Genomic DNA, 12,254 nt, shown 5'->3' on the forward strand with positions numbered 1-12,254 from the left:
TACGATCGTCAGCGTGACGGACTCGCCCGAAGCACTCGCCGCCGCTCTGGACGCCACCGGTTACCTCGCCGATGACGGGCTCGCGACCGCCGGTTTCCTCGCCCTGCGGATGGGGCGGCCCCTCTTCTGCGAAGGCGAACCCGGCACCGGCAAGACGTCGCTCGCCCTCGCGCTGGCCACCGCGCTCGGGCGGCCGCTCGTCCGCCTCCAGTGCCACGAAGGCATCGACGCCTCCCAGGCGCTCTACGAATGGGACTTCCCGCGGCAGCTCCTGCACCTGCGCGCCCTCGAAGCCGCCGGGGACGGGCACCTCGACGTCGAGACCGCCGAACGCTCGCTCTACACCGAGCGGTTCCTGCTCGCCCGGCCGCTGCTGCAGGCCCTGATCAGCGCCCCCTGCGTCCTGCTCATCGACGAGATCGACCGCGCCGACGACGAATTCGAGGCCTTCCTCCTGCAGTTGCTGGACGAACACGCCGTCACCATCCCCGAATTCGGCGAAGTCCGCGCCGAACAGCCGCCGCTGGTCGTGCTGACCTCGAACCGGACGCGCGAAGTGCACGACGCGCTCAAGCGCCGCTGCCTCTACCACTGGCTCGAACACCCGGACCTGGTGCGGGAGGTCGCCATCCTGCGCCGTAGGATCCCGCAAACAGGCGAAGTGCTGGCACGGCAGATCGCGGAAGCGGTGCACCGGCTCCGTGAGATGGACCTGCTGAAGCCACCGGGAGTGGCGGAGTCACTCGACTGGGCGCGAGCCCTGCTGACTCTGCAGCGTGACGAACTGGACGCGGCAACGGCGGCGCGGACACTCGGCGCAGTCCTGAAGTACAGCGAAGACCTCGACCGGGTCAGGGCGAAGCTCGACGCCCTCTTCGCCTGATCCCGGTGGGACGACGGACGAAGCCGAGACGGGGGAGGACCTGCGGATGAGCGTGGCGGAGACGACCGAGACGAGACCGGCGGCCGAAGCGGGGCCGGACCGGCCCGGACCGGCCGGAGCGACCACCGGACGGCGGGGGTGGCGCGCCCGGCTCGCCGCCGTGGCCGCGGTGCTCGGCGGTACCGCCCTGATCGCCGCGCACGCCTCGCTCTACGGCCGCTGGCTGATCGACGACGCCGCCATCACCTTCGCCTACTCACGCAACGTCGCCGACGGCTTCGGCCCGGTCCTGCAGCCCGGCGCCGCGCCGGTCGAGGGGTACTCCAACCCGACCTGGATGGTGCTGCTCGCGCTCGGCAAGCTCGTCGGCCTGTTCGACCACGGCACGCTCTTCGGCGTCAACGACCAGATCCTCTTCCCGAAGGCGCTCGCGCTCGCCTGCTGCGCCGGCATCCTCGTCCTCTTCTACTTCGGCGCGAAGACGCTCACCCGCCGGCCCGCGCTGGTCACGTTCGCCGCCGGGGCCGCGCTCGCCGCCATCCCGTCCTTCGTGATCTGGTGCTTCTCCGGGCTCGAGAACTCCTTCTACGCGCTGACGATCGCCGCGCTCGCCGTGCTGGTCCTGCGCGCGGTGCAGAGCGGCCGGCTGCTCGACACCCGGATCGCCGCCGGTGCCGGGCTGATCGCCGCGCTCGCCGCGCTGACCCGGCCCGACGGGATCATCTACGCCGGGGCGTACCCGATCGTCGTCCTGCTGTTCCTCAAGCGGGACCTGCTCGGCCGCAGCGTGCGCGCCGTCGTCGTGTCGGTCGCCGGGTTCGCCGTGCCCTACGGCGCCTACGTGGTCTTCCGCTGGTTCGAGTTCGGCCGGCTGGTGCCCAACACCGCCGTCGCGAAGGGGCAGGAGCCGCCGAACCTCGACGACCTCGCGCGGCCGGGCGAAATCGTCTCCTACGTGGGCTGGCTGATCGTCGCGGTCGCCGTCGCGTGCCTGGTACTGCTGCTGGTCCGGCCGTCGCGGCTGCGCACCGGCCTGATCGCGCTGCTCGTGCCGTTCGGCCTCACCGTCGCCGCCTACATCGTGCTCGAGTACGACTGGATGGGGCAGCTGCGCTTCGCCACCCCGGTCTGGACGCTCGGCGCGTTCGGCGGCGCGCTCGTGGTCGTCGAGGCGCTGGCCGCGGCCCGCCTGCGCGGCCGGATCGTGCTGGGCTGCCTGCTCGTGGTGGCGCTGGTCAGCTCGCTGAGCGGGCTCTACACCCAGGGCAGGACCTACCGCGCCAACGTCAAGACGGCGTTCTGCATCGTCGCCGAGCGCGACGCCCAGACCGTCAACGGCTTCGCGGACATCCTGAAGCTGCCCGACACCGCGCAGGTCGGCCTCATCGACCTCGGCGGGACGTCGCTGGGCAGCCGCATCCGGGTGCTCGACCTGGCCGGTCTGGGCGACAAGCCGATCGCCGACTACCTGCACGACGCCGACCTGCAGGGGCTGCGCGACTACGTCTTCACGCAGGCCAAGCCCGAGCTGGTCACGTTCATCGGGTCGTGGATCACCACCCTGCAGTTCGACCAGGACCCGCGCTTCGACCGCGACTACGTGACGATCTTCGCCAACCAGCCGATCGGCGACTCGACCGTCGATTCGCGCAACTGGGTCAGCTACCACGTCCGGCGCGACCTGGTCGACCCCGCGAAGCTCGCGGAACTCCAGGCGTACGCGCAGAAGACGCTGACGCCGGTGCTGGAGCTGAACAAGACGGCGGGTCTGCGCGGCTGCGCCAACATCCAGCCCGGCACGAAGGCCGCCTGACCCCGGAACACGCGCCCGCCTCGCCGGTCCACAAAGGACCGGCGAGGCGGGCGCCGTTAATTGCGTTGCCCCGGCCCAGCGCGGTCGGGCATGCTTTTCCCAGCACAGCAGAGACCGCCACCGAGAGGAGGAGATCGTGACCCGACGGCAGAACCGGATCTCGTGCGGCACGATCTCCCGCGCCGTTCGCTGACTTCCCTTTTCCTTCCGAAAAGCTCTTCGCGCCCACCCCCCGCTACCTTGGGTCGGCCGCGGCGAAGAGCGCGGTCTGCGCGCCTGCCCGGGGAGGGGCGCGTGCGCAGACCGCCCCGTCCCGGTAGCTCAGCAGGACAGAGCGCGGCGCTACGAACGCCGAGGTCCGAGGTTCGACTCCTCGCCGGGACACCGAAAAAGCGCACAATGGAGACATGACCACCGCCGCCGATCCCGTCGCCGGGTACGCCGGCTTCGCCGCCGCGCTGCGCGAAGCCGGTGTCGCCTGCGATGCGCACCGCGTCGAGGCGTACCTGGCCGCCGTGGCCGAGATCGACGTCGCCGAACCGACCCAGCTCTACTGGGCCGGACGCTTGACGCTGTGTTCGAGCCCGGACGACCTCCCGTGCTACGAGGAGGCGTTCAGCCAGTGGTTCGCCATCGAGACGACGACGCCGAAGCGCGCGAAAGCCGCCGCGCCCAAGCAGGCGCGGATCGCCCCGCTGGGCCAAGCCGAGGGCGGCGACGCCGACGGTGGCGACGGCCCTGACCAGCTGAAAGTCGCCGCGAGCAGCCAGGAGGTGCTGCGCCACCGCGACCTCGCGGAGCTCACCACGGCCGAGCGTGAACACCTCCGCGAACTGCTGGCCACGCTGAAACCCGTGCCGCCGCGGCGCCCGGCCGCCCGCCGGACACCGTCGCGGCGCGGCCGTCTCGACCCCTCGCGCACGCTGCGCGCCATGCTCGCCAGCGGCGGCGAGCCCTTGAAACTCGTGCACACCCGCCGCGGCAGCCGGCCGCGGCGGGTGGTGCTGCTCGTCGACGTCTCGGGCTCGATGAGCCCGTACGCCGACGCCCTGCTGCGGTTCGCCCACGTCCTGACGCGGTCGGCGCCCCAGTCCGTCGAGGTGTTCACCCTCGGCACGCGGCTGACCCGCGTGTCGCGGCAGCTGCGCCAGCGCGACCCGGAACGCGCGATGCTCGCGGCCGGCTCGGCGGTACCGGACTTCGCCGGCGGGACCCGGCTCGGGGAGACGCTCCAGGCGTTCCTCGACCGCTGGGGCCGGCGCGGCGTCGCGCGCCGCGCGGTCGTCACGGTGTTCTCCGACGGCTGGGAACGCGGCGACACCGGCCTGCTCGGCGAGCAGCTCGCCCGCCTGCGCCGGCTCGCGCACGCCGTATTCTGGGTGAATCCGCACGCCGGCCGCGCGGGGTACGCTCCGGTCCAGTCGGGCATCGTGGCCGCGCTGCCCCACATCGACCGGCTCCTGGCCGGGCACACCCTGGCCACCTTGGAACGACTGCTCGGGGAGATTTCCGATGCGTGACGTACTGGACGACGTGTTCCGCCGCTGGTCGGCGGGGGAGACGGTCGGGCTCGGCACCGTCGTCGCCACCTTCAGCTCGGCGCCGCGCGCGCCGGGCGCCGCGATGGTCGTCGCCCCGGACGGCACGGTCGCCGGCAGCGTGTCCGGCGGCTGCGTCGAAGGCGCGGTCTACGAGCTGGCGCGGGAGGTCGTCGCCGAGCGCAAGCCGGTGCTGCAGCGCTACGGCGTCTCCGACGACGACGCCTTCGCGGTCGGCCTGACCTGCGGCGGGATCATCGACATCTACGTGGAGCCGGTCGACCGCGAATCGATGCCGGAGCTCGGCGACGTGGTCGCGTCCGTGCGCGGCGGCGAGCCGGTCGCGGTCGTGACGGTCATCGAGCACGAGCACGAGGGCCTGGTCGGCGAGCACATGATCGTGTGGCCGGACCGCACCACGGGCTCGCTGGGCTCGTCGCGGATGGACGACGCCGTGGCCGACGACGCGCGCGGCCTGCTGGCCAGCGGCCGCACCGGCACCCTGCACTACGGCCCCGACGGGCAGCGCCGCGGCGAGGGGATGGCGGTGTTCGTCAACTCCTTCGAGCCGCCGCCCCGGCTGCTGGTCTTCGGCGCGATCGACTTCGCCGCCGCGATGGCCCGTATGGGCGCCTACCTGGGCTACCAGGTCACGGTGTGCGACGCGCGGCCGGTGTTCGCCACCACCAGCCGCTTCCCGGACGCGCACGAGGTCGTCGTCGACTGGCCGCACCGCTACCTGCAGGCGGAGGCCGATGCCGGCCGCGTCGACCGGCGGACGGCGATCGCGGTGCTGACCCACGACCCGAAGTTCGACGTGCCGCTGCTGGAGGTCGCGCTGCGCCTGGAGGTCGGATACGTCGGCGCGATGGGGTCCCGCAAGACCCACGACGACCGGTTCGCGCGGCTGCGCGAAGCCGGGATCACCGAGGCGGAGCTGGAACGGCTGTCCTCGCCGATCGGCCTCGACCTGGGCGCCCGCACCCCGGAGGAGACGGCGGTGTCCATCGCGGCGGAGATCATCGCGCTGCGCTGGGGCGGCGGCGGCCAGCGGCTCGCGGAACTGACGGGCCGCATCCACGGCTGACGGCGCCGCGCTGGTCCGGGTGGCGGACAAAAGTTCACCCGTCCGGCGTTCCGCAGTTACGGCGTTCCCCTGCGGGATGGCCGCGCATCTGCGGAACAGGTAGTTGAACGTGTGACATCAGGGCTTGTCCGCGCGATGGTCGCGTAGCACGCTCGGGGTCTGTGAGCCCGATCACGATCGGGCAGGCCGTTCCCGAACCGGCTTTTGGAGGCCTGATGCGCATCACCGTCACCGTCGACGGGACGAAGTACACCGACGAAGTCGAACCCCGCACCCTGCTCGTGCACCACCTGCGCGAAAAACTCGGGAAGGTCGGCACCGTCGTCGGCTGCGACACCAGCAACTGCGGCGCCTGCACCGTCCACCTGGACGGGCACAGCGTCAAATCCTGCTCCGTCCTGGCCGTGCAGGCCGACGGCTGCGAGGTCACCACCATCGAAGGCCTCGCCCGCGACGGCAAGCTGCACCCGGTGCAGCAGGCCTTCCACGACAACCACGCCCTGCAGTGCGGGTTCTGCACGCCGGGGATGATCATGCAGTCGATCGACCTGCTGGCCGACAACCCCGACCCGGACGAACAGGCCGTCCGCGAAGGGCTCGAAGGCAACCTCTGCCGCTGCACCGGCTACCAGAACATCGTCCGCGCGGTCCGCGACGCCGCGCAGCACATGAGCCCCGGCGCCGGCCCCGAAGCCGAGCGGATCGCCGAGAACAAGCACGTCGGCGTGGGTGGTGACTGATGACCGCGACGATCGAGCCGGAGGTTGGCAAGTCCCGCCGCCGCAAGGAGGACGAGCGGCTGATCACCGGCCGCACCCGCTGGACCGACAACATCACGCTGCCGGGGATGCTGCACCTGGCCGTCCTGCGCAGCCCGTTCGCCCACGCCAAGATCGTCTCGATCGACACGGCGGCGGCGAAGGACGCGCCCGGGGTCATCGCCGTCTACACCGCGCAGGACCTCGACCCGGACGGCGCGGTCGGCATGCCCTGCGCGTGGCCGATCACGCCGGACATGAAGGCGCCGCGGCGCCCGGTGCTCGCGGCCGGCACGGTCAACTTCGCCGGTGAGGGCGTGGCGGTCGTCGTCGCGCGGTCGTCGGCCGAAGCGCACGACGCGCTCGAGGAAATCGACGTCGAGTACGACGAGCTGCCGGTCATCCTCGACATGGAAGCCGCGATCGCCGACGGCGCCGCGCTGGTCCACGAGGACCTCGGCACCAACACGAGCGCGGTCTGGAAGTTCGACTCCGCCGAGGCCGGCACCGGCGGCAACGTCGAGGACGCGATCAGCTCGTCGGAGGTCGTGCTCAAGCGCCGCTTCCGCCAGCAGCGGCTCGTCCCGGCGTTCATGGAGCCGCGCGCCTGCGTCGTCGACCCGACCGGCACCCAGATCACCATGTGGTCGGCCACCCAGATCCCGCACATCCTGCGCGTGATGTCGGCGCTGACGCTCGGCATCCCCGAGCACAAGCTGCGCGTGATCGCCCCGGACGTCGGCGGCGGTTTCGGGGGCAAGATCGGCGTCCTGCCCGAAGAGATGATGTCGCTGCTGGTCGCGCAGAAGCTCGGCAAGCCGGTCAAGTGGAACGAGACGCGGTCGGAGACGATGCTCGCCGCGCACCACGGCCGCGACCAGATCCAGGACCTCACCATCTCGGCGACGCGCGACGGCCAGGTCACCGGCCTCAAGGTGGAGCTGCTGGCCAACCTCGGCGCGTACAACGGCCTGGTCGGGCCGGGTGTGCCGATCCTCGGCGCGTTCATGTTCAACGCGATCTACAAGATCCCGGCGTACCACTTCGCGTGCACCAACGTGTACACGACGACCACGCTGACCGACGCCTACCGCGGCGCCGGCCGCCCGGAGGCGACGTTCGCGATCGAGCGGATCATGGACGAGCTCGCCGTCGAGCTCGGCATGGACCCGCTGGAGCTGCGCGAGAAGAACTGGATCAAGCACGAGGAGTTCCCGTTCACCACCGTGTGCGGGCTGACCTACGACTCCGGCAACTACGAGGCCGCCACCGAGAAGGCCAAGCAGCTCTTCGACTACGACGGCCTGCGCGCCGAGCAGGAGAAGCGCCGCGCGTCGAAGGACAAGGTCCAGCTCGGCATCGGCATCTCGACGTTCACCGAGATGTGCGGGCTGGCGCCGTCGCGGGTGCTCGGCTCGCTCGACTACGGCGCCGGCGGCTGGGAGTACGCGTCGATCCGGATGCTGCCCACCGGCAAGGTCGAGGTGCTGACCGGTGCGTCCGCGCACGGCCAGGGCCACGAGACGGCGTGGAGCCAGATCGTCGCCGACCAGCTGGGCGTCGCGTTCGAGGACGTCGAAATCCTGCACGGCGACACCCAGTCGTCGCACAAGGGCATGGACACCTACGGTTCGCGGTCGCTGGTCGTCGGCGGGATCGCCGTCGTCAAGGCCGCGGAGAAGGTCGTGGCCAAGGCCAAGCCGATCGCGGCGCACCTGCTCGAATGCGCCGAGGACGACCTGGAGTTCGCCGGCGGCAAGTTCACGGTCAAGGGCACGGACACGTCCACGACGATGGGCGACGTCGCGCTCGCGGTGTTCGCGGCGCACAACCTGCCCGACGGGGTCGAGCCGTCGCTCGACTCGGACGCGACGTTCGATCCGGAGAACTTCTCGTTCCCGCACGGCACGCACCTGTGCGCCACCGAGGTGGACACCGAGACCGGCCGGATCAAGCTGCGCTCCTACGTCTGCGTCGACGACGTCGGTGTCGCGGTGAACCCGCTGATCGTCGAGGGTCAGGTGCACGGCGGGCTCGCGCAGGGCATCGCGCAGGCGCTGTTCGAGGGCACCGAACACGACGAGAGCGGCACGTTGACGACCGGCACGTTCGCCGACTACCTGCTGCCGTCGGCGGCCGACCTGCCGTCGTTCACCACCGACCGGACGGAAACGCCGTCGACGACGAACCCGCTCGGCGCCAAGGGCGTCGGCGAGGCGGGCACCATCGCGTCCACCCCGGCGGTGGTCAACGCGGTGGTCGACGCCGTGCGGCAGTTCGGCGTGGACGACATCGAGATGCCGCTGACCCCGATGCGGGTCTGGCACGCCATCCAGCACGGCACCACCGACGCGGGCGGCCCCGGCCGCGGCGAAGCCGGTGGCGGCCTCGGTTCGATCGACGCCACCGGAGGTGCGCAGTGATCCCGGCCCCCTTCGACTACGTCCGCCCGTCCACAGTGGACGAAGCGGTGCAGGCGCTGGCGTCGGCGGGTGAAGACGCCAAGGTGCTGGCGGGCGGGCAGAGCCTGCTGCCGGTGCTGCGGATGCGCCTCGCGGCACCGACCACGCTGATCGACCTCGGGCGCGTCGCCGAACTGCGCGGCGTCCGCGAGGACGGCGACGCACTCGTGATCGGCGCGATGACCACGCACTACGACGTCCAGCGCGACGCGTTGGTGGCCGCGCACGCGGAGTTGCTGAAGGCGGCGACCGACACGGTGGCCGACCCGCAGATCCGCCACCGCGGGACGCTGGGCGGCGCGATCGCCCACGCCGACCCGGCCGGGGACCTGCTCGCACCGGTCCTGGCCCTGGACGCGTCCCTGGTGCTGGCCGGTCCTTCGGGACGTCGCACGGTGCCGGCCGCGGAGTTCTTCCGCGACCTGTTCACCACCGCGCTGGCGCCGGACGAGCTGCTGGTCGAGGTCCGCGTGCCCAAGCACACGGGGTGGCGGGCGCACTACGAGAAGTTCAACCGGGTCGCCCAGGCGTGGTCGATGGTCGCGGTCGCGGTCACCGTCCGGACGGAAGGCGGAGTCATCGAGGAGGCCCGGGTCGCGCTGACGAACATGGGTTCGACCCCGATCCGCGCCTCGGGCGTCGAGTCGGCCCTGGTCGGCGTCCAGGCGTCGGCGGACTCGATCCGCGCGGCGGCTTCGCACGCGGCGGAGGGCACGAATCCGCCGGTGGACAGCAACGCCGACGTCGAATACCGCCGTCACCTGGCCGAAGTGCTGACGGGCCGCGCGATCGCGGCGGCGGCCGGAACCTGACGCACGTCCCCGGGGCCCGCGGTTCGCCCGCCGGGCCGCGGCCCCGGGGCGGCTAGGGTGGGGTGCGGACACCCAGGTTCGGCAGAGAGGAGGTCGGCCCGTGCGGCTCGACCACGAATTCACCGTCCCGGCACCGATCGGCGAGGTCTGGCAGGCGGTCGTCGACCCGGAGCGCGTCGCCCCCTGCATGCCCGGCGCGACGCTGACCAAGGTGGAAGGCGACAAGTTCAGCGGGACGGTGAAGGTCAAGCTGGGTCCGATTTCCCTGCTGTACAAGGGCAACGGCGAGTTCCTGGAGAAGGACGAAGCGGCCCGCAAGGTGACGATCAAGGCCTCGGGCAAGGATTCCCGCGGCTCGGGCACGGCGGCGGCCACGGTGACGTTGACGCTGACGGAGGCCGACGGCGGAACCCACGGAGCGGTGTCGACGGACCTGGCGATCACGGGCAAGCCGGCCCAGTTCGGCCGCGGGTTGATCAGCGAGGTCGGCGGCAAGATTTTGGACACGTTCGCGGGCTGCCTGTCGGGCAAACTGACCCCGGCGCAGGACGCGGCGGCCGCGGTGGGCGCGGCAGGTGCGGTGGGCACGGCCGGCGCAACGGGCGCGGCGGCCCGGCAGGGATCGGCCGGGAGCGTGCCGACGGCACAGGGGGCGGCTGGAGGTGCCCCGGCGGGGCAGACCCCGGCTGGAGGTGCCCCGGCGGCGAAGGCGTCGGCCCAGCAGAGTTCGGGCGGAGGTGCCCCCTCGGCGCCGGCGCAGCCGGTGGCCGAACCGGCCGTGAAGCCGGTGCCGGATGCTGCGGAACAGCCGGCCGAGCCGACCGCCACAGCCGAGCCCCAGCCGGCGGTGAAGGCGGCCCCGACCACGGCGGAGATCAACACGGAGCCGAAGTCCAAGCCGGCGGACCGTCCGGCATTGCGTAGCGTCCCGGCACCCCCGGAGACCGAGGCGATCGACCTGCTCGACTACGCGGGACAGTCCGTGCTCAAGCGAGTGGTGCCGGTGCTGATCGGGATCGCCGCGGTGGTCGGGTTGGTGGCGATCGTCCGCGCGCTGCGGAAGTGAGCTGACCGGAGCCGAACGTTCGGGTGGTCGGCGCTTTGCGCGAGTGAGCTGGCTGGCGACGATTGGACCGCTCCGGTGGTGATGCCCCACGCGCGGGAAGCGCGGTTGTCCTCCGTCGACGGTTCGAACGGGTTTCGATGATCGCCTGGCGGCCTGCGTGCGCTGATCTACCCTGCGCGGGTCTTCGAACGGGCGCGTCGCCGGTAAACCGCCCGGACTGGCGACGCCGCTCGCCGGAACGGCTACGCTGGGCAACCTGTCGGCCGAACTTCGCGCAAGGGGTACGTCACGATGGCGGTTCGTCACGTCTGTGACCTCGGCTCTTGAGAGCCCAGGCCGCCGTGCGCCGGGAAGCGGTTTCCACCTGGCCGGGCTGGCCCGCGCGATGGGCGATGTGGGGTAGCGCCAGAGCCCGCTGGATCGCCTACGCGCTCGGTTGTGAACTGCTGGCCGTCGTCGCGACGGTGACCGCGCTGGTCACCGGGTTCGGTGGCCCCGTGCGTCCGGTGTGGTTCGCCGTGCTGGTCGCGTTGGGGGTGGCGCAGGCCGAGATGTCGCGCCGCATCGAGCGGTTGCGCCGGTGGATGAGCGGGCAGACGCACATCAACGTCACGTCCGTCTGGTACCTCGCCGGCGTCGTCCTCCTCCCGCCGGCTTGGGTCGCGCTGCTGGCCGTTGTGCTCTACACGCACCTGTGGGTGCGAGTGTGGCGTCAGGTGCGTACGCGGCCCGCGCACCGCTTCGTCGCGAGCACGGCTTGGGCGATGCTTTCGTGTTTCGCGGCTTCCTCCGTTCTCGCGGTCTTGGGGCTGCACGGGATGCCGTTGCAGACGGCGCGCGGGCTGTTCGCGTTGTGTCTTGCGGCCGCGGTTTTCGAGCTGGTGAACGTGGGCGTGGTCGCGGCCGGGATCTACCTGTACACGAGCCAGCGCTCGGCGGCGGACCTGGTCGGAACGTGGGAAGACAACGCTTTCGAGCTGGCGACCCTCTGCCTCGGCGGACTCGCCGCGCTGGCGCTGGTCGAGCAGCCGGTGCTGGTGGTGTTCGTCGTGGCGCCGCTGCTGCTGTTGCACCGGTACCTGTTGCTGAAGCAGCAGTTGCAGGTCGCCGCGGTCACCGACGAGAAGACGGGGCTGCTCAACACCGCGGGCTGGCACGAGTCCGCGGTCCGCGAGCACTCCCGCGCCCAACGCCGCGGCGCGGCCGGCGACTTCGCCGTGTTGATGATCGACCTGGACCATTTCAAGCGGATCAACGACACGTACGGCCACCTGACCGGCGACGACGTGCTGGCCGCCGTCGCGGTGGCGATCTCGGGTTCGGTGCGCCAGGGCGACACGGTCGGCCGGTTCGGGGGCGAGGAGTTCGTCGTGCTGCTGCCGGGCATCGGCCGCGCGGACGTACTGGCCATCGCGGAACGGGTGCGGGTGGCGGTGGGCGAGCTGAACGTGGTGATTTCGACGGGGACCGGCACGGTCCGGGTGAGTGGCTTGTCGGTGTCGATCGGGGTGGCGCGGCATCCCGACGCCGGTCCGACGCTCGACGATGTTCTGCGGACTGCGGATGCTGCCTTGTATCGGGCCAAGGAGGCTGGTCGGAACCGGGTTGCTGTGTGACGCGGACGGTTCGGTCGGGCGGGCCGGCGCGCTTCGGGCGGGCCAGGGGGTCGGTCGAGCGGTGCCGCCTAGGTTTTCTTGTAGGTCATCGGAGCCAGAGGACGATGGCGGTGTTGGTGAGTTCGGCTTGGTGGCAGTGGCGTGTCGGGCGTGTCGGGCGTGTTGGGTGGACAGGTCGCGGAGCTGTTTGAGCCGGTCGAAGCCCATCGGCGGCGAGGA

The 12,254-nt window shown here is 71.6% G+C and carries 9 protein-coding genes and 1 tRNA gene; all 10 read left to right on the forward strand.

Features of this window, described 5'->3' with window-relative positions:
- Positions 1 to 13: 13 nt before the first annotated feature.
- Entirely contained in the window at positions 14 to 883 is an 870-nt protein-coding gene (locus ABZW17_RS01635; RefSeq protein ID WP_354808527.1) for a MoxR family ATPase, read from the forward strand.
- Positions 884 to 929: 46 nt separating this feature from the next.
- Positions 930 to 2,696 (forward strand): hypothetical protein, encoded by a 1,767-nt coding sequence (locus ABZW17_RS01640; RefSeq protein WP_354808529.1) that lies wholly within the window; start codon positions 930 to 932, stop codon positions 2,694 to 2,696.
- A 310-nt stretch (positions 2,697 to 3,006) separates the two neighbouring features.
- Positions 3,007 to 3,080 (forward strand) — tRNA-Arg (locus ABZW17_RS01645).
- Between the two features lie 23 nt (positions 3,081 to 3,103).
- Positions 3,104 to 4,216: a VWA domain-containing protein gene (locus tag ABZW17_RS01650; protein ID WP_354808531.1), complete on the forward strand. Its 1,113-nt coding sequence runs from the start codon at positions 3,104 to 3,106 to the stop codon at positions 4,214 to 4,216.
- Positions 4,209 to 5,321 carry an XdhC/CoxI family protein gene (locus ABZW17_RS01655; RefSeq protein ID WP_354808533.1) on the forward strand — a complete coding sequence of 371 codons (1,113 nt, stop codon included), beginning with the start codon at positions 4,209 to 4,211 and terminating at the stop codon, positions 5,319 to 5,321. The genes ABZW17_RS01650 and ABZW17_RS01655 overlap by 8 nt, the downstream gene beginning before the upstream one ends.
- A gap of 215 nt (positions 5,322 to 5,536) precedes the next feature.
- On the forward strand, positions 5,537 to 6,061 hold the full coding sequence (locus tag ABZW17_RS01660) for a (2Fe-2S)-binding protein (RefSeq protein WP_354808535.1): 525 nt from the start codon (positions 5,537 to 5,539) through the stop codon (positions 6,059 to 6,061).
- Complete coding sequence (locus ABZW17_RS01665) at positions 6,061 to 8,502, forward strand: molybdopterin cofactor-binding domain-containing protein (protein WP_354808537.1); 2,442 nt, start codon at positions 6,061 to 6,063, stop codon at positions 8,500 to 8,502. The genes ABZW17_RS01660 and ABZW17_RS01665 overlap by 1 nt, the downstream gene beginning before the upstream one ends.
- The gene (locus ABZW17_RS01670; RefSeq protein ID WP_354808539.1) at positions 8,499 to 9,353 is read left to right on the forward strand and encodes a xanthine dehydrogenase family protein subunit M; all 855 of its coding nucleotides are present in this window, start codon (positions 8,499 to 8,501) and stop codon (positions 9,351 to 9,353) included. The genes ABZW17_RS01665 and ABZW17_RS01670 overlap by 4 nt, the downstream gene beginning before the upstream one ends.
- A gap of 100 nt (positions 9,354 to 9,453) precedes the next feature.
- Entirely contained in the window at positions 9,454 to 10,419 is a 966-nt protein-coding gene (locus tag ABZW17_RS01675) for an SRPBCC domain-containing protein (RefSeq protein WP_354808541.1), read from the forward strand.
- 323 nt (positions 10,420 to 10,742) lie between these two features.
- The gene (locus ABZW17_RS01680; RefSeq protein WP_354808543.1) at positions 10,743 to 12,035 is read left to right on the forward strand and encodes a GGDEF domain-containing protein; all 1,293 of its coding nucleotides are present in this window, start codon (positions 10,743 to 10,745) and stop codon (positions 12,033 to 12,035) included.
- The last annotated feature ends 219 nt before the right edge of the window (positions 12,036 to 12,254 follow it).

It is taken from the genome of Amycolatopsis sp. NPDC004625, from assembly GCF_040609695.1.
Lineage (GTDB): Bacteria > Actinomycetota > Actinomycetes > Mycobacteriales > Pseudonocardiaceae > Amycolatopsis.